Genomic DNA, 20,387 nt, shown 5'->3' with positions numbered 1-20,387 from the left:
TATATTTTAAAGCGCAAAGATAAGATTAGATATTGTATAAAATGTTAGTTTCCGAAATTATATCTCATAGTAAAACCAGCTCGGATATTGGTTAAAGGGAATGAGGTAGAAATCACTGGTTTTGAGAAGGAATGGTCATAGAAGAAAATAGCGGTCAGGTTCTTACTTAGCGAATAATCGGCTGTTAATTTTGCTGACCAAATATTTTGTCCTCCACCTAATTGGTTGTTATCATAATCTAAATAACGTACAATAGTTTTGTTATTTCTATAGGAGAAATCTATTTTCAAATTGATATCGCTTTTGATAATTCCGGTTGGATTATCTGCCAATTGTGAAGAGAAGATAACATCTTTAAAACGATATCCAAAACCAATAATATATTCTTTTCCTTGTACTTCTGTCAATAAATTATTGTCAAAACTCATCGATAAACTTCTGTCTTTTTTAATTTCTGCCAAAATTTTGAAAGCATTTTTCATTTCAAAATCAATACGTATAAGCGGATTAAATTGCTCTACTAAGTTGATATTGGCAATAATTGTTTTGTTATAGAAATTACCATAACCACTATTGTCTTGATTGTCAACGTTAGGATTATAATCTAGATTGGAACGGAAAGAGTTTATAGTATATGAAGCTCTGTAAGCGTGTTGAATAGAGAAACGTTTGAATCTTTCTTTAAAGAATTTATAACGCATCAATCCACTATACTTGATGGTCCAGTTCGGAATTGGAATATTACGGAAAGCGCTCAAGGAAACCCCACCTGCATCACTTCCTGTATAAGCAGAAAGGAACGCTGGAATTAAAACTGCCTGATTGTTTTTCCCGAAACCAATTGGATAACCGGCATTAGAAGAATAAAAAGAATATCTCGGGTCAAGTGGATCAGTAACAATATTTGATCCTTCATTGTATCGTGGAATACTTGCACCATAATAATTAGCCGCCAATCTATCGGCAACAATTAATCTGTTGTTTCTGAAATCATCAAAAGCAGCTGATCCGTTTTCATCACTTTTACTAAATGATGTTTTAATCAATACTGTTGAAATAGAGAAGTTCCCAAAATTATAAGGAGAACGAGGGTTATACAAACCTGTAGTTTCATTCACATCATATTGTTCAGAATAGTTGTCGGCAAAAGTTCTGTTAGCTGTTAAATCAATTTTGAAATCGGGGAACAAGTCAACATTTGCGGTCATGTCAAGCGTTTTGGTAACTACCTGAGTATAATTCTGATTGAAATCTTGATAAGTTGTCAACCAACCTCTTTTGGCCGCTTCAAAACGAACATCATCCTGTGCTCCAAAGACGAAACCTAAAGATGGTTTTGTTGAACCAAAGAAACCTAGTCCGGGTAAAAATCCCGGAAGCACTGTTCCTTCATTTTGAGTATAGTTAACTTGAATATTTTTTACACTTGTCAAAACGCCTTTCAATCCATCTAAAAACACATTAGATGTTTTAGCAGGCTGCGCTTTGACAGCGGTTATTTTCTCACCAGGTTTTGGCAATGCTGCCGGTTTCTGAGCAGGTGCAGTTGGTTTTTTACCTAATCCAATATATTTATAAAAAGTTTCCATGTTTAAAGCCGTATTTAAACGATGTGAACCTGCATTTTGAATCGTGTTTCCTAAATCATATCCATCAACTGAATTCATAGCTAATGAAGCTCTTTGCCAACTATAATCTCCGGTGTATGAATAGGTAGATTTTACAAAAGCCAAGAATGGAATTTTGCTTATTGGTAATTCATAATTAACAACAAGCTGCTGGTTGTGTTGGTTAGGCGTTCCAATATTCCAGAAATCTGTCCAAATGGTGTTACTATTATCCGGCACATTGTTTTCATCCAAATAGGTACGAACGATATTGTTAGATGAAGCTGTAAAATTTACTTTTAAAGCTTTAGTTATGTTATAATTAAATCCATATTGATAATTAAACATATAATTTCTTCTATACAATGGATCTAAAGCGATTCCGGCAACATCAACTTGTCTGAACTGTTGTTTATTATATTGTCTGATAATATTACTACTGAATGAAATACTGGCTGGAAGGTAATTAAAGTTAAAATCACTCAACAGTTTCCAATACGAACTTTTCTTGAAGAATTTATTTTTCTTAAACGGTTCTATTTCTTTGTTTTTGAAAGAATAGGTATAATCAACCGTTGTATTAACTTGTTGGTCTATATAATTTTCTATTTCGTAATTGTGTTTTTCAACTTGATTGTAAGAATATGAAAGCGTTAAATTTTCAGGGTCGTAAATATGTTGCTTTTGTTCTGCTGCTCTATCTTTCTTTACCCCAATAAAGTTGATGCTCTTTCTTTTGGTGAAATCGATGGCTCTGTTTCTAATATTTTCTCTTTCAGCAGCACTGCTTGTATTATCAATCAATTGTTGCAAACGGATATCTTGATTGAATGGATCATACTCTGGAGTAATAGTTTCTTCACCCACGGCATAATTGAATGGTAAATTAATTCCCCATTTTTTTGGCAATAATTTCCCCAAACTAAGGTTAGTAACAATGTTATACTGTTGTGTTGCTTCTCTGCTTCTTTCTTGTGGCCCTTGTTCTAAGGCTCCAAAGCCAATCGTACTCATTCTTCCGGTGGCAGAAAGGGTAGCAAAATCGGCTAAATTCGTATCCATGTTTAAAACGGCTGCCATTCCGCCTTTGTTATCCAAACCGGCAAGACGCAATTCGTTGAACCAAACCTCACCTCGAACTCTATCGGTATGATTATTTTTGATACCAACCATTAGTGTTCTTACCAAACCAAAATTTGGTGTTCCTTTTATTCCTATACGAAGGTTAGGATCCCCATCGCCATCAGGAAGTGTTACATCGTCATCAGGATAATAAACGCCATCAGGCAACGTTGTAAAGTCAACACCAAGAGATCTAACTTTCATCTTGGTTAACAATGATAAATTAAGACTAATCTCATTAACTGACGGCCAAACAGTTTCTGCTACTGATTCGGTATCTCCAGTTGGAACACCTGGAGGAGTTACCTTAAGTGGGATTTCTATTTGATAATAGTTATTGGTAAAATCATTTCCAAAACGAAGAAATGCTTTCATTTGATTATCTAGCAATGGTGATGCATCTGATGGCAATGCTTCAGCATGTAAAAACATTTTTAATTTGCTGTACTGACGCATATCTACATCTATGTTTTTAAACACCGCTCTTGAATCACCAACTTCTAATCCTCCTGTTCCTGCTGGTGTACCATTTACTCTTAACGAAAGAGATTGCTCATTTTGGTTGATTACCTGATTTCCTGTGGAAAGTTTCTCTCTAACAACTCCTGGAGGTGTTACATAAGGAATCGGAACTCTTTGTGAGTTTTCTTGAATGTTAACTGCTAATACATCAAAATTGGTATTGTCATCCGTTGGATCAGTATCTGTTGTTTGGAATGAGTTATCATAACGTCTCCATTCGCCACGAACTAAATCCAATGCTCCAAAACGAACTGTAATTGGTGTTGTAAATCCGGTCATGAACATTCTCATAAAACGAATAGAACGGAAATCAGAAATACTACCTACAACATTAGTCGGTTGTGAAACTGGAATTTTAAACTGAATCCATCTTGCTTCAGTTCCACGTCCGTTTGGAATATCTGAATTTTGAAGCGTAGTTGGAACTATATCTGTAATAAAATTGGATCCAACAACCATGTCCGGTTTTATATCAATTTTATACTCATAATAGGCATTTGCTGTATTCATCGTGTTGTCACGATTAATATCTTCTACATCAGGCAATGATGTTGAACCTCTATTATTATCTGAAACTCCAACTGGTGAATTGCCGTCAACTCCATTATATTTTTTATAACGATCAAAAATAGTCGACCCTGATGCACTTAAAAAATATTGGTAATCATCCGCGGCTGGGTCAGCAAGACCAGCATAACCACCAATTCCCGAAAGGCTTTGTTCATCAGTATTACCTACACCGTCAAAACCAACATCTTGTGCGGCTCTATTGGCGCCATCAACATCAAAAGCATAAATAAGGGACTGTGAAGAAGGTACTTTACCCCAAACGGTAGGATTCGTTAATGCTTGCGAAGCACTGTTAGAAGGTAATCCGTTTTCGTATTGCTTCCGCTCATCTTTTAAAACATCTTCTGAAATTTCTCCAAGGTTAAAATAAATTTGCCCTGTGTTTAGAGGGTTGGCTACTGCCGTAGGATTTGCAGTGTCAACATAAGGGTCTAAAACCCAAAACTGAATATATTCTACATTGCTTTGTTCAAAGTTTGTAGAATTTATAGCTCGCATTATCCCACCAAAATTGTCCTTTGGTTGTGAAAATCCAGCGGGACTGAGGGCTTGAGGGTTGTAGTTATATGGACCTCTTTCTTGTGGGTAATAAGTTAAATCTAAAGTATTAATTACTGTGGATTGACCAATCTGAATGTCAGTATTAGGATATAATTCCCGGCTGAAAATTCTTCTGGTGTTGTTGGCAGAAATTCCGTCTTGACCAATATCACTTGGCGTTTGAACATACAACGTTGGATCAATACTGTACCAGTTTAATTTAGCTCTTTTATAGCCATAACTCAAGTCAACTGCACTCGAACCGAAATCATTATAATCAGCTATAGCAGGTCGTTTTGGAGTAGAAGACAAACTCCATGACTGAGCCGAACGCATATCGATTGTAGTTTGTGAGCCTTCAAAATCATCTACATAAACGGTAGATTCTCCTTGAAAAGAATCCGCTTTTGAAGCATCTGGCTTCAAGAAAGCCATTTCACCTCGCAAAGAGAAATTAGAAGGCACATCTGTATCTATATTTGGTAATTTATTAACCATTCGAGTTAAAAAAGGTACTTCTGTAGAGTAGTTTGCGTTGAAACCAAAAATAGTATTATTAACAGATTCCTGACCATAATTTGATTTACTCGTAAGTGGTCTTTCTGTCATTTTTATGAATGTAGCACCAACTAATAATTTATCTGAGAATTTGTGTTCTACATTAATTCCCATAAACCTTCTGGTCTGTTGTCCAAAAGTAGAGTTGTTTTCCACAGAAACCTGAATTGGCGTATTGGATGCTTGCAGCGAAGGGTCAAGAATTTGTACTCTCCCCGCCTGATAATTCACACTATAGTCTATTCCTTCCTGCAAAACTCTTCCTCCTGCAGTAACTACTACAGAACCTCTTGGAACATTGTAAGCACCAATCGGAATTCCGTCACCGCCAGATGATTTGTATCTTCCTTTTAATTGAAATTTATTCTTTTCAGCATCTTGCAAAGCTGCGGCTTGAGTGCTGGTATACATACTTCTGAAAACGTATTTAGCCTGATTGCCATTATAAGTACTTTCATTATAGTAATCTTCAACGCCTAATTTTAGTTTATCAAAAATCAACTTACCAAATGGCTCAACTGTAGTAAATATTAAACGACCATTTTGTTGGTCAACTGTTAATCCTGGTAAAAAGTCGAAAAAACCATCGCCACCAACTTGTGGATCATTGTTGTAATTTAATTTATCAACATTGAAAACTTTTAACAATGGCGTTTCCGAAACTTCATTCCCTGGTGGCGTTGTCGGACTTGTTGGAAAAGGTGTTCCTGCAACAGGACTAATATAATTAATTGGTGATGGATCAGAGTATAAAATATTAAATCTGAAATCTTCTTGTTGCAATTGATACGCTCCTTGAATTTGATAAATATTTTTCATCATCAAATTCCAAATAGGTTTCTGAACATTAGTTAAATTACTCTTTAACATTTTCAGAATCAAACTTTGAGATGATACTGTGGCAGCTGGAGTACCAGTATCTGAAACTACTGTAGCATCAACACCATCAGTACCAAACTCTCCAACCTGATAAACATCGTCACCAATAGTATATTGATAAGCAACTGCTAACACTTCGTCATTGGCTAAACGTTGTTGCAACGAAATATAACCTAATTGAGGATTAAGCGTATATTCGTTCGGCGCTAACTTTCTGGCATTTTCTAATTTGGAATAATCTGTTCCTTCATCAACCGGATTATTAAAACCAACACTTGAAGTAACAATATCTCTAATATTTGAGTTTAATAATCCACCACCTGTGGTGATTAATTCTGGATCATATTGATTGTTATTATTATCCGTTGGCGAATCTGTTGGAGTTGTTAGGAAGAAATTTGGATATGGTCCTGTTGGAATAGCGACAACTTGTGGGTCTGTAAGACCTGTTAATCTTGATTCTCCCAAATCCTGAAGCGCAATAATATTTCTTAAGTTATTGCTCGTCGTACTTACTCGGTTTTGTCTGTTGGTTACCCAAACTTCAACCCTTGTAATTTGAACTCTGCTTCTAATTACCGGATAATTCTTTAGGGCATCATCGTATTTATTCCTAAAATATTGGGATAAGAAAAAGTGTCTGTCGGCATCATAATCAAGGGCGAACAATTCGAAATCCTGAATGGTTCCGCCGCCTTGAGCCGTAACTGATTTGGTTTGTGATTTTTGTTCCGAGAAGATTCCGGTTACAGTAGTTTTTCCAAATTGTAGTTGCGCCTTTACTCCAAACAAACTTTGAGCGCCACGAATCAAAGAATTGGAAAGCGGCATGCTTACATTTCCAACTTCTATTTTTTGAATGATATCATCTTCGGTTGGTGCATATTCTAACTTGATAAGATTTTGGAATGAAAAAGTTGATTGTGTATCGTAATTGGCGTTCACACTTAATCGGGTTCCGACTTTCCCATTCAAACTCATACTTATCCTTTGGTCAAATTCGAATGAAGTTTGCGATCTGTTTCTTGGTGAAAAAGCTGGATTGTCTTGCTTTGTATAACGAACTCCAAGATCCATTTCGACAGAACCAGTTGGTTTAACATCAATTGTATTGGAACCAAAAATGGTTTCAAAGAAACTGGAGTTTACATAATATCTTGGTAATAAATCTTTTTTCTTTGCTTCGCTACCCTCTTTTTTACCATCAATAGCATCCGATTTCTCTTTAAAATACTCACGCATTGATTCACGAAGTACTAATTCTTCGTATTCTTTTGGCGTTAATATAATGGGGTAATTGATATTAAACCCATCCATTGTACTAGTATATATATACCTATTTGAAGCTGGGTCATAGGTATAAGCATTGACAATACTATTAGGGTTTTTTATTTCAACTTTCCCGGTTGAATACCCTGTTGGCTCCGGTTCGGTTGGTTTTGGTTCAGTTGGGGTTACTTGGGCAAAAACCGAAGTGCTTAGTAACAAAACTAATCCGATGTATAGTATTTTCAAGTTTAAAAATGTTTTTGTATGGTATATTGTTTCCAAGAATTATAAATTTTTTAACGCTTGTTTGATTATTGTTTCCACTCCGGCTTCAGGATTTTCTTTGATGATTTTATCCACCACCTTTTCGGCATTTTTTCTGATGTAACCCAAAACCTCCAAAGCAGATAACGATTCTTCTCTGCTAATATTGTGTTGCGAGATAGAAATTTCGCTTAAATCATAGATTTTTAACACTTTTTCTTTCAAATCCAAGATTACACGTTGCGCTGTTTTACTTCCAATTCCTTTTATGGATTGAATGGTGACTACATCAGCACTGGCGATAGCATGAATTATTTGTTTTGGGTCTAATGATGACAACATTGTTCTTGCAATGCTGGCTCCAATTCCGGATACTGACAATAATAATTTGAACAATTCTCTTTCTGATTTTTCTACAAAACCAAACAAAGAATGCGCATCTTCCTTAATTTGAAGAAACGTAAACAATTTAATAAAATCGGCATTGGGAAGTAAAGAGAAAGTATGCAACGAAATATTAATATGATAACCCACACCATTGCAGTCAATTACGACTTCTGTAGGCGATTTTTCAATTAATTTTCCTTGGATATGTGCAATCATTATTTACTAAATCTAATTTCAAATATAGCAAAATTCTTTAATTGAAAGAATGTCATTGCAATATCTCTACAATAATACAAAAACTATTTGGCAGACATCTTTTTTCTCTTCTCTTTTTCTTGTGCATCAACCACCGCAACGGAAACCATATTTACCATTTCTTCTACGCTTGCGCCAAGTTGGAAAATATGAACTGCTTTTTCCATTCCCAACATTATTGGTCCAACCGAATCTACTTTGTACAATTCTTTTAAAAGTTTATAGGTGATATTTGCAGCTTCTAAATTTGGAAAAATCAAAGTATTGACCTTTTTTCCTGCCAATTTTGAAAAAGGAAATTTAGCTTTCAATAGCTCAGGGTTTAAAGCAAAATCAGATTGTATTTCGCCATCGACCACTAAATCTGGATAGTACTTATGCAAATAAGCTACCGCTTCTCTCACTTTATTGGCGCTTTCATGTGATGAAGAACCAAAATTTGAAAAAGAGACCATGGCAATAACTGGTTCCATTCCGAACATTCGGGTCATTTTGGCTGTCATCAAAGCAATTTTTGCCAAATCATCTGCTGTTGGATTTGGATTAATTGCGGTGTCTGATAAAAACATCGGTCCGCGATTGGTCATCATCATATTGGCCGTTGCAATTAAAGTAATTCCGGGAGCTTTTCCAATCAACTGCATCAATGGTTTTACAGTTGAGGGATAACTTCTGGAATAGCCTGAAACCATAGCATCAGCGTCACCTTCATTGACCATCATTGCGGCAAAATAATTACGTTCGCGCATCCACTTTTGAGCATCGAGTAACGAAATTCCTCTTCGTTGTCTTGACTTCCAATAATGGTTGGCATAATTCAATCTTCGTTTGTCTTCTTCTTTAGTTTTAGGATCAAAAATTGGCACATCAGCGTCAAAACCAATTTCTTCTTTAAGTTCTAAAATCAATTCTTTATTTCCTAAAAGAATAGGATGAGCAATACCTTCTTCGTAAACAATTTGCGCTGCTTTTAAAACATCTAAATGATCTGCTTCGGCAAAAACGACTCTTTTTGGATCTGTTTTCGCTCTGTTGGTAAGTAAACGAACCATCTTATTATCAGAACCTAAACGTTCTAATAATTCCTCTTCATATTTTTCCCAATCCGTTATAGGATTTAAAGCTACTCCTGATTCCATTGCTGCTCTTGCTACCGCTAAAGGAACTCTGGCAATCAAACGGGGATCGAAAGGTTTCGGAATAATATACTCTTTACCAAAATTCAGTTTGGTTTCACCATAAGCAATATTTACTTGCTCAGGAACCGATTCTTTGGCTAATTCTGCTAAAGCAACAACGGCTGCTTTTTTCATTTCTTCATTAATCTTAGTCGCTCTAACATCAAGTGCGCCACGGAAAATATAAGGAAACCCAAGAACATTATTCACCTGATTAGGATGGTCAGAACGACCGGTTGCCATGATAATATCTCTTCTGGTTTTAATCGCCAAATCATAATTTATTTCCGGATTAGGATTTGCCATGGCAAAAACAATTGGATTTTTTGCCATCGCCAGCAGCATTTCAGGCACAACTATATCTCCAGTTGATAATCCGACAAAAACGTCAACGCCAGCCATAGCTTCAAGAAGCGAAGGGAAATTTTTATCTGTGGCATATTTTCTTTGGTCTTCAGAAATTTTTGGATCATCTATTCTAAGTGCGCCTTTGCTATTAAACATAACTATGTTTTCTTGCTTTACACCAAAGGAAACATACAAATTTGCACAAGCTATAGCTGCTGAACCTGCACCAGAAATAACCATTTTTACTTCACCCATTTTCTTTTCAGCCAATTCAACTGCATTCAGTAAAGCTGCAGCAGAAATGATAGCGGTTCCGTGTTGGTCATCATGCATCACCGGAATATTCAATTCTTCAACCAAACGTCTTTCGATTTCAAAAGATTCAGGAGCTTTGATATCTTCCAGATTGATTCCGCCAAAAGTTGGCGCAATATTTTTTACTGTTTGTATAAAAGCTTCCACATCTTTAGTATCCACTTCAATATCAAAAACATCAATATCTGCAAAGATTTTAAAGAGCAATGCTTTGCCTTCCATCACGGGTTTTGAAGCTTCGGGACCAATATCACCAAGTCCTAAAACTGCAGTTCCGTTACTGATTACAGCCACCAAATTCCCTTTGGAAGTATATTTATAAACATTGTTTACATCTTTAGCAATTTCCAAACAAGGCTCGGCAACACCCGGCGAATAAGCCAATGACAAATCTCTTTGTGTAGCATATTTTTTGGTTGGAACCACTTGTATTTTACCTGGAGTTGGTTTGGCGTGGTATAAAAGCGCTTCTCTACGTTTACTATCTTTGTGCATGGTCTTTATTTTGATACCTACAAAGGTAGAAGACTGAATGAAAAAAGGAAACTTTTAGGGAGTTCTTTTAAAAAAAGTTGAAAAGAAAAGCTGCAATCAAAGACCACAGCTTTTCAAAACTTAACTTAACTCAAAATCTTTATAAAATTTATTCTTGTATTAGTTGATTGATATTAATATTATCTGGCAAACGACCAACATTTTGAAGTTTAATGATGGCTAGTTTTTGTGCTATAGAAATACTTTGTTCTAAATTTTTATTTTTAATTTGGGCATACAAAAACCCTGTCCAAAAAGCATCTCCTGCTCCAGTTGTGTCTTTAACTTCATCTATTTTAATTGCCTTTTGAAAAAAAATCCCTTGATTAACATCAGAAACAACAACTCCTTTTTTGCCTTTAGTTAAACAAACTGTTGACGCTCCTAAACTATGGAAATACTTGAAAATATAGTCTTCCGATTTTACAGCTGCAAACAACCTGTAGCAATCATCTTCGCTTAATTTCACTAATGGGTCGTTGGCCAAGTATTCTTTTAAAACCAATTTAGCTTCTTCTCTGTCAGACCAAATTCTTTCGGAAAAATTAACATCAATGCTAAGTTTCAATCCTAGTTCTGCCGCTTTTTTGGCACGATTTAATATAGTTTGCCTTGCCGGATTTTTACTCAATGCAAAACAAGTGGTATGAAATATTTTTGCATCAGCTATAATTTCATCGGGCAATTGGCTTTCATAAATTTCACAATCTGCTTGACGATACGGAATAAAATCGGGCGTTTCTGTTGATTTTGACACAAAAATTACAGAAGTTGGTATCGCCTCTAATTTTCTGATTTGTTTTGTATTTACATTATTCGATTTTAATTTTCTAACAACATAATCGCCCAGTCCATCTTCGCCACAGGAAGCAACAAGGACAGCGTTTAAACCCAATCGGGAAGCATTTACTGCAACATTTGTTGGTGAACCACCCAAAAAACGATGGTAATCTTTTGTTCTGTTAATAGAGGTGTTGATTTCGTGTCCAATAAAATCAATCAGCACTTCGCCAATACATATGATGTCTATCGATTTCAATTAAGTATACATTTTAAAGTTAGTATGTAATGATTGGTGCACTAAAACGGTTGCAGCAGCACTCCAAGCACAAAATGCGACTCCGTTGGAAGCGCTTGTTTTAGTGTTGAAATTTTCATAAAACGAAAAAGCATTTATGCCATTCGCCGCATTAATTTTATCCAAAATAAGTGTAGCTTTTTTGGTTTGTGCTTTTGCGATTAATGCCAATCCGAAGAAACCATTAACCATTGGCCAACTTCCGCCATTATGAAATTCATATGGGTGATTTCTGAATTCGTATTTGCAATTATTCTTGAGTAGATTCCAATGTTCGTCGTTTTCAAAAATGGGTTTCCAAAAAGCAGGAAGCAACCCTAAATTTGTATTTTCCGCTAGTGTTACAGCATAATTCAATATCTTATTCTGAAATTCATCTGAACCAATATTGAGCAATAAAACCAAAGAATTGGCAAAGGCATCAAACTGCGTTTTATAACCAGAAGGGGAAAAAGAACAAGGCATATAATCTTGAAATTTTACTTCATCATAGGCACGCTCATGATATTTTTCTCCGACAGAATTGGGTGTGAAATTAATTTCTATTTGTGTGATAATATTTTGAATTTTTTCTGTTATAGCATCGCTTTTCACAAAATAATTATAGCTTTTCAATGCCCAAATACGTAATAATTGATCATACAAAACATAACCATCCGTAATATATTCGTCAGCCCAATTTCCTGAGAGTGGTACATATAACAAGTGCTTATTATTGAATTCCCACGCGTCTAAAAGATCAAGGCATTTTTCAATTTCGGAATTGTATTTGGTTACAAAAGAAGAATCAGATTCATAAATTGCATATTGGCAAACCCCAATCACAAACCAAGTTACGGCATCGACTCTTCCGGCTAATCCGCCATAACTTATATCGTTTTTGTCTTCAGATAGCAAAACATTGGATGGAATTGTTCCGACTTTATGTTGGTTATTGGCTAACGTTTCTAAAGTTTTTTTAAACGTTAAAATTAATTCTTCATCACCAGATGCTAATGCCGCTAATCCGCAGATAACTCCATCACGCGCCCAAACTCTTTTGTAGTTTGTCGTGTTTTCTGCACTAGCTAAAAATCCGTTGGCTGTAGAAACTTGGTGCAATAACTCGATGGCTTTACAATAGGTAATATTATTCACTTTTAGTTTGTTTTTTGGTTGAAATAAAAAGGGTGAAAAAAGCACTAAAAATCAAAAGTACGCCAGCAAAAGTGATGGCTAATCGAGCATCATTATGTAAAAAATGTTTCATGATAAAGCCAAAAGTTATGGTTTGAATGAACATTGGGATTACAATCATCATATTAATTATACCCATATAAACTCCGTAGCGCTCCTTTGGTATATTAGATACAACCATCAAATAAGGAATTCCCATCATACTGGCCCAGCCAATTCCGAATCCGGTGATAGCGGGAAACAATAAGTATTTGTTTTCGATGTGTGGAAAAATTAAAAAGCCGATAGCTGCCAAAGACAAACATCCAAAATGAACCAACTTTGGCGAAAATCTTCTGGCAAAATAAACTAAAGAAAAGGCACATAAAAAGGTCACTATGTTGTACCAGCCATTTACCAAACCTGTCCAGCTTACAGCTTCTCCATATAATTTAATGTCTTTTTCGGGAGTCGTATGCCAAACCGAAAGGGCTATGCTTTTTGACGAATTTTGCCAATAACAAAATAAGGCATACCATTGAAATAAATACACTAAAGCCAGTTGCCACATTACTTTAGGCATTTCTTTTACGGCTTTCGCAATATCGATAAATGGGGTAAAAATGCTGATTCTTTCTGATTGCATTTTTTGTAACTCTTCTTGCGTTGGAGGAATTTCTTTTGTGGTATAAGAACTCCACCAAACGGAAGCAATCGAACAAATAGCTCCCAAAAAGAATGATGCGAAAACCCAAGTTGGTAGTTTGCCTGTGGTTCCGATGAAAATTAACGGAAAAATAAATAACGAGACATTGGCTAATGTTTGCCCAAATCCGGTAAAAAAACTTTGCGCTTGAAAGCCTATTGGCTGTTGAGATTCATCCAGTTTATCAGCAATGAAAGCTCTGTAAGGTTCCATTGCGGTGTTGTTTCCGGCATCTAAAATCCAAAGTAAACCGGCCGCCATCCATAACGAACTACTAAACGGAAAAAGGAATAATGCTGCGCTACAAATCAAAGCACCGATGAGAAAAAAGGGTTTTCTTCTTCCGCCTAATTTGGGTGACCAAGTTTTATCACTCAATGCTCCAATTATAGGTTGAATTAATAATCCAGTTAACGGTCCAGCAAGATTAAGCAACGGAATTTGATCAGGATGCGCCCCTAAAAAATCATAGATAGGATTTACGGCACTTTGTTGTAATCCGAAACTATATTGAATTCCGAAAAAGCCAACATTCATATTGATGATTTGCCAAAAGCTCAGGTTTATTTTTTTGGTCATGATTTTATTTTAATTTCTCTAAAAACTCTTCAAAACCACCAACATTGGTAAACAACACACCGGCTTTATCCACCACTGGAATTCCAAGGTTATTGGTGCTTATTTTTGCATTTCTCAATTTGAAAAGCATTTCTTTTAGTGCTTCAGGGTTTTTATCGATATCATAAAATTTAAACTCAATATTGTTGTCTTTCAAATATTTTTGTGTGGCTATACAATGATCGCAAACATCACTTCCGTAAAGGATAAGCATTGGTTTTTCTTTTTTGATTTCAACAGCAGTAGTTGTATTTTGGGCATACACATCACATCGGAAAATTGCTGTTGAGAAAAAAAATATAAAGAGTATTTTCTTCATTTTGATCATTTTATATTTGAATACTAATTTAAAAACAATTCCCATATCAATTAAAAATTGATACAGGAATTACTCAAATTAAACATGAAATTTTACTAGAACTTATAAGACAATGACATAGAAATTGATCTTCCTGGCAAAGGTCTTGCTCTAACATAGTTTGTGGTATTATTTGTGATGCTTCCTTCTTCGGCTTCGGTAATGGCTAAAGTATTCAGTAAATTGTTTCCTGCAACATTTAGTGATAATCCTTTAGTTACTGTAAATTCTACAAATCCGTTTACAAGTACAAATCCATCCATAACAAGTTCATTGCTATCTTGTGTAAATGCTTTTGTTTGCCCGATGAAGCTCAATCCAACTGCATTCTTTTGTTTAGAAAATTTATATGTTGGAATGAAGTTATACATCATTTTTGGTTGTCTTCTTGCTTCGTTACCTTGGTTAGTACCAGAAGTGATTTCAGCTTTAGTATAAGTAAATGCACCACGTAAATTCAAATCCTCATTTACGTTGTATGATGTTTCTAATTCTAACCCTAAAGATTTGTAATTATTTTGGATGATGCTGTTAGAAGTCGCTTCATAACCACCTTGTTCATCCGTTTTTGAACTAAATAACGTAGCATATAAATATCCTTTAGAGAATTTTCTTTTGTATCCAAGTTCTGCTTGTGTTAAAAAATCTAAAGAGTTGATTTTACCACCATCTAAATAATTTAATCCAGAAAACAAAATTCTGTCTGCTTTCGCTGAGGCACCTCTACTGAATCTTGCAAAAAAGGATTGTTGTGCATTTAATAAATAATTTGCCCCAACAGAATAAGAAACATAACTATAATCATAATCTACAGCCGTTGTGTTAGCCGTATTTATAGCAGACACACTACTTTCAGGAGCTGAGATTATGTTATCGTTGTTGATGTCAAAAGTAGTTTGAGAAGAACCTGCAAACGAGCCGTTTACTTGACCTTTATCATAACGCAAACCTCCTTCGAGCGATAATTTATCAGTTGCATCAAAAGAAACGTTAGCATAAGGCGCAGAAACATTGTATTGTGTATCGTAGTTACGAGTACAACAGTTACCCCAAGCCGGAACACCATAAGCATACAATCCGTTTTGTGAAAGCAAGTTTCCACCAGCATCAGTTACATTAATTAAACGTGGATTATCATCTGACACTTCTTGAAGGTAAGAGTTCCACAACCATGACATTGAGATGTTTTGAATAGATTTGAAATAACCTGCTGTTACTCCGATTTTATCAAACTTTTTAGTGATTCTTAAATCATTCATAAAGTTATTGAAATCGTTTAATTGTGTATCAAACATGTGAATTCTGGTTACTAATCCGTTTGGATTATTGAAAGCTGTTCCAGAATCTGCATAGGTTAACGTTGAACCTGCTCCAAAAGAGTTTGCGATAGTTGCTGCCGAAGCTACTTCTGCTGGAAATGGCGCGATAAATCCACCGCTGTTAGATGAATAACGTCCGTTTTCAGTCACTTTCCATCCATCAGCTAATTCAAATGTTGCATTGGCACCAATAGATTTTGAAACCGGATGCATTCCATCGGCCACACTAGCTCTGCGCAATTGTCCGTCTGGACCTAAACCAACATTATGACTTAAAAAAACAGATTGTAAGGCTCCGTGAGTTGCATCATATCCACTAATGCTTCCCCAATTTGGACTATCATTTGTACCGGTAACTTTCATTGGCATTGGCATAAAAGCTGCTGCTCTATCGTTTAAGAATTTAGCATAAACAGTAACCGAACCTTTTTCAAATTCTTTAGTAATATTAAATTTTACTTGTCCTCCATTATTTGCAACAAAACCCGGGCTTCTCACACCTTCTCCGGCTCTGTAAAATCCGCCTGCATGAAAATATAATCCGTCTCCTATTCTTGCACCGTATTCTAAATCGGTTCTGAAATCATTGTAGTCTAATCCAAAGCTAGTGGCCATGCTTCCGCCTTCTGTTTTACCTGTTTTACTGATAAAGTTGATGATTCCACCTGGTGAATTTGAAGATAATGTAGAAGCTGAACCTCCACGAATAGCTTCAATTTTGGCTATATTTCTATCAAATCTTGTAAAAATGTCAGAAGTTGCAAAAGCGATATCTCCGAATAAAAGTACTGGTAATCCGTCTTCTTGCAATTGCAAATATTTAGAACCACCTGAAGAAATTGGTACACCACGTACTGCAATATTTGCATTACCTTCTCCGCCTGAAGACTCGGAACGAATACCTGGAATAGTTCTGAAAATTTCAGCTGTTGATCTCGGTGCAGATTGCTCTACTTGTTTAACGTCTAGAGTTGTGATAGAAACACTTGACTTAATTTTGGCTCTTGGATTAACAACTCCGGTAACCACAACTTCTTCTAATTGCTTAGAATCATCTTGTAATTGGAAATCTAAAGTTGTTGTGCCACTAATAGTTGCCGTTTGGTTTTGAGATGCAGCACCAATGTAGGAAACTGTTACTGTAACCGGACCATCTGACAAGCCCGAAATAGAGTAGATACCATCAGCATTTGTTGCAGTAGATTTACCAGCATTATTTATGACAACATTGGCTCCAGCAATAGCTTCGCCTTTTGAGTCAGTAACTTTTCCTGACAAACTACTACTTTGTGAAAAGGAAAGATTGCATAGCATTATAGCTATAAAAAACAGTAATCTTTTCATAAATAAAGTACTTTTTTTCATTTTTTGTAAATTGTTTGATTAGTATTTATAGTTAATTTATTTTCCGAAATTATATTTTTAGTTAACATAATATTATGAAATTTTTATCGAAAACGTTTTCGAAAATACCGAAAACGTTTTCGATAAATATTGACATTTTTTTATCATATTTGTTAAATGAGAGAGATAACACTTAAACAAATTGCTGAAACTTTAGGAATTTCAATCACTACGGTGTCTAAAGCACTGAAAAACTATCCTGATGTTAGTCCAAAAACCAGGAAAGCTGTTTTAGATTTGGCAAAATCGCTAAGTTATACACCAAATAGTTTTGCCGTTAATCTTAGAACAAAAGAATCTAGAACTATTGGTTTAATAATTCCTGAAGTGGTGCATCACTTTTTTTCTAATGTTATTAACGGAATCATAGATGAAGCAGAGAAAAATGGCTATTTGGTAATTATCCTTCAATCGAATGAATCTTTAGAGCTAGAAAAAAAGCAAGTAGAACTTCTCATAAATAAAAGAGTTGATGGTATTATTATGTCGTTGTCAAATGAATCTAATGATGATGAACATATCAAAGAGATTATCAAAAAAGAGCTGCCGTTTGTTATGTTTGATAAGATTTCAAAACTCATTCCGTGTTCTAAAGTTATTATTGATGACCGAAAAGCAGCATTCAATGCGGTAGAGCATCTAATACAAAAAGGTTGTAAAAAAATTGCTCATATTCGTGGTCCGGTAAATCCTCAAAATGCTATTGATCGGTTTTTAGGTTACAAAAAAGCCTTAGAGAAAAACAATATTACTTTTGATCAGAAGCTAGTTTATACTTGCAAGAATGTGACCTTTGATGAGGGAAAACAATTCGCAAAGCAAATAATTGATGAACATCCTGATGTTGATGGTGTTTTTGTTATTACCGATTTAGTTGCTGTTGGCGTTTTGGCCTATTTTAATGAAGTAAACATTAAAGTGCCTGAGCAAGTAAAAGTTATTGGATTTAGTAATTGGTTTATGTCACAAGTAATTACTCCAAAACTCAGTACCGTTGATCAACCGAGTTTTGAAATGGGTGTTCAATCATTTGGTTTATTGTTAGAAGAAATAAATGCTAAAAAAGAATTGCTCCCTTTTCATCCTAAGACTATTGAGCTTGAAACCGGAATTATTGAAAGAGAATCTACTTTAAGAATTTAATATTTCTTTGCAAGCCTTCGAGCTTTGTTCGCTTTACTGCCGAGTTTTTAAAAACTTTTTTAAAAGTGTCTTCCGTGATTTCTTCCCAGTCTTTTTTGGTAAAAGATATTAATTCCGGATTTGGATTAAAAAGAGGTTCATTATGCGATTTTGAAAAGCGATTCCACGGACAAACATCTTGGCAAACATCGCAACCAAACATCCAGTCATCCATTTTACCTTTCATTTCTAACGGAATGTTTTCCTTTAATTCGATCGTGAAATAGGAAATGCATTTACTCCCATCAACAACATAGGGCGCGACGATAGCTTCGGTCGGACAAGCATCAATACAAGCTGTACATGTCCCACAATGGTCGGTTGTAGCGTAGTCGTATTCCAAATCTAAATCCACAACCAATTCAGCAATAAAATAAAAAGAACCAACTTGCTGTGATAGTAAATTACTGTTTTTGCCTATCCAGCCCAAACCGCTTTTAGCTGCCCATGCTTTATCTAAAACTGGTGCCGAATCTACAAATGCGCGTCCGGAAACTTCTCCTATTTCGGTTTGAATCGTATGCAAAAATTCTTTTAGTTTTTCCTTGATGACAAAATGATAATCTTGTCCGTAAGCATATTTTGAAATCTTATAACTTTCTGAATTTTGTTTTTCTGATGGATAATAATTCAGCAATAAGGAAATCACGCTTTTGGCATCATCAACCAACAATGTTGGATTCAAACGCTTGTCGAAATGATTTTCCATATACTTCATTTCGCCATGCTGATTTTTATTTAACCAATTCTCTAATCGCGGTGCTTCTTCTTCCAAAAAACCAGCTTTTGAAATTCCACAAGACAAAAAACCGAGGCGCTTGGCTTCTGCTTTTATCAGTTTGGAATACTGTTCTGTTTTAGAATTGATAATCATCTTTTAGAGAAAGTTACGGAAACACCAACCGGTTTTAAAGTGATCAAAGGATTGAATTGAATACTTTGATGTTGAGATGTTATCTTGTATTTCTTTACGATATAAGAAATCGTCAAGCCCATTTCATATATGGCAAAACCAAAACCTATACACATACGTGGTCCGGCGCCAAAAGGATAAAAATAAGTCATAGATTCCTTTTTTTGATCTCCTAAAAATCTTTCCGGATTAAAAACTTCCGGTTCTTTCCAATACTTTGGATTTCGATGTAATTCATAAAAAGAAACTCCGATTAATGTTCCTTTCTTGATGTTGTATCCTAAAAGCGTGTCGTCTTCTATGTTTTCTCTGTCGGTAATCCAAGCCGGCGGATACAATCGCATGGACTCATTGATTATGGCATTAGTATACGTCAACTTTTGAAGTTGTTCAACTACATCATCTGTTTCTGAAGCTACAGCCAAAACTTCTTCAAATACTTTTTGCTGAATTTCGGGATGATTTGCTAACAGATGCATAGTAAACGTTAAGGCATTAGCAGTAGTTTCATGACCGGCAATAAAGAGGATTTTAATTTCGTCTATCAGTTGTTGAGTAGCCATTGCTTCTCCTGAATCTTCGTAACGGGTTTCGAGTAACATATTTAGCAAATCGTTGTGCTCTTGATTTGAAAGTTTTCTATTTGCTATAATTTCATTGATAATGGCATCACTTTCTATAGCCAATTGTTGGTGTTTTTTTACTTGACCGCTAAGTTTATACCAAACTGCTTTATAGGGCAACCGTATTTCTTTAATTACAAAATCCTGAACTTGTTCGATAATAAATTTTAATCTATCCAATTTCTCTTCTATAAAAGAAATGTGAAATAATGATTTTGCGACCACATTAAACGCTAAACTATTCATTATTGGAAACAGCGCAATCTCTTTTCCTTCGGGTAAATCTTTTAGATCAAAAGTTACAGCTTCTTGCATATTTTGAACCAACTGATTCATCTTTTGTTTGTGAAAAGCAGGTTGTATTAATCGTCGTTGTTTTAACCAAAAATCTCCGTTAACCGTGAGTAATCCTTTGCCCAAATATTTAGACAAGAATTGTGTTTGCAATTTTGATTTCTGATATTTTTTTTGATTTTTCTGGAGGATATATTCAGCCACCTCATTATCTCGTGATAATATTACGTGTTTTGTTTTCCCTATTTGCAGAGAGAAAGTATCGCCAAATTCATTAAAGAATTTGGTGTGAAATGGAATTGGATTTTTCCGAAAACTTTCTGCTTTTAATAAGAATCTAACTATCGAAAGCTGTTTTGGATAAGTGTATTTCTTATTTTCAGCCATAA

Annotated in this window: 11 protein-coding genes; 1 reads left to right on the top strand and 10 read right to left on the bottom strand. The window is 35.2% G+C overall.

Annotated features, from left to right (window positions below; all coding sequences use genetic code 11):
• Positions 1-44: 44 nt before the first annotated feature.
• The 8 genes from sov to QWY90_RS02105 form a co-directional block, all read right to left on the bottom strand.
• Positions 45-7,313 (bottom strand): T9SS outer membrane translocon Sov/SprA, encoded by a 7,269-nt coding sequence (gene sov / locus QWY90_RS02140; protein WP_290284176.1) that lies wholly within the window; start codon positions 7,311-7,313, stop codon positions 45-47.
• Positions 7,314-7,352: 39 nt separating this feature from the next.
• Positions 7,353-7,934 carry a Holliday junction branch migration protein RuvA gene (ruvA, locus tag QWY90_RS02135; protein WP_290284175.1) on the bottom strand — a complete coding sequence of 194 codons (582 nt, stop codon included), beginning with the start codon at positions 7,932-7,934 and terminating at the stop codon, positions 7,353-7,355.
• A gap of 83 nt (positions 7,935-8,017) precedes the next feature.
• On the bottom strand, positions 8,018-10,309 hold the full coding sequence (locus QWY90_RS02130) for an NADP-dependent malic enzyme (protein ID WP_290284174.1): 2,292 nt from the start codon (positions 10,307-10,309) through the stop codon (positions 8,018-8,020).
• Between the two features lie 148 nt (positions 10,310-10,457).
• Positions 10,458-11,387, bottom strand: a complete 930-nt coding sequence (locus QWY90_RS02125) for a carbohydrate kinase family protein (RefSeq protein WP_290284173.1) — start codon at positions 11,385-11,387, stop codon at positions 10,458-10,460.
• Positions 11,388-12,563, bottom strand: coding sequence for a glycoside hydrolase 100 family protein (locus tag QWY90_RS02120; protein ID WP_290284172.1), 1,176 nt, complete (start codon positions 12,561-12,563; stop codon positions 11,388-11,390). It lies immediately after the preceding gene.
• On the bottom strand, positions 12,556-13,866 hold the full coding sequence (locus QWY90_RS02115) for an MFS transporter (RefSeq protein ID WP_290284171.1): 1,311 nt from the start codon (positions 13,864-13,866) through the stop codon (positions 12,556-12,558). Before QWY90_RS02115 ends, QWY90_RS02120 begins: the two co-directional genes overlap by 8 nt.
• Positions 13,867-13,870: 4 nt before the next feature.
• A complete protein-coding gene (locus tag QWY90_RS02110; protein ID WP_290284170.1) occupies positions 13,871-14,224 on the bottom strand; it encodes a glutaredoxin family protein in 354 nt (117 codons plus the stop codon).
• A 95-nt stretch (positions 14,225-14,319) separates the two neighbouring features.
• Positions 14,320-16,947: a TonB-dependent receptor gene (locus QWY90_RS02105; RefSeq protein ID WP_290284169.1), complete on the bottom strand. Its 2,628-nt coding sequence runs from the start codon at positions 16,945-16,947 to the stop codon at positions 14,320-14,322.
• A gap of 156 nt (positions 16,948-17,103) precedes the next feature.
• Here QWY90_RS02105 and QWY90_RS02100 point away from each other — a divergent pair, with 156 nt between their 5' ends.
• Complete coding sequence (locus tag QWY90_RS02100; RefSeq protein ID WP_290284167.1) at positions 17,104-18,129, top strand: LacI family DNA-binding transcriptional regulator; 1,026 nt, start codon at positions 17,104-17,106, stop codon at positions 18,127-18,129.
• On the opposite strand, the gene queG is transcribed toward QWY90_RS02100, so the two are convergent.
• Both queG and QWY90_RS02090 read right to left on the bottom strand, forming a co-directional pair.
• Positions 18,113-19,042, bottom strand: coding sequence for a tRNA epoxyqueuosine(34) reductase QueG (gene queG, locus QWY90_RS02095; protein WP_290284166.1), 930 nt, complete (start codon positions 19,040-19,042; stop codon positions 18,113-18,115). The two genes, QWY90_RS02100 and queG, sit on opposite strands and share 17 nt — an antisense overlap.
• Positions 19,039-20,385, bottom strand: coding sequence for a cytochrome P450 (locus QWY90_RS02090; protein ID WP_290284164.1), 1,347 nt, complete (start codon positions 20,383-20,385; stop codon positions 19,039-19,041). Before QWY90_RS02090 ends, queG begins: the two co-directional genes overlap by 4 nt.
• Between the last annotated feature and the right edge of the window lie 2 nt (positions 20,386-20,387).

This window comes from Flavobacterium paronense, from assembly GCF_030409795.1.
GTDB classification, from domain to species: domain Bacteria; phylum Bacteroidota; class Bacteroidia; order Flavobacteriales; family Flavobacteriaceae; genus Flavobacterium; species Flavobacterium paronense.
The sequence above is the reverse complement of the archived record's forward strand: the minus strand, read 5'-3'. Positions and strand labels throughout refer to the sequence as shown.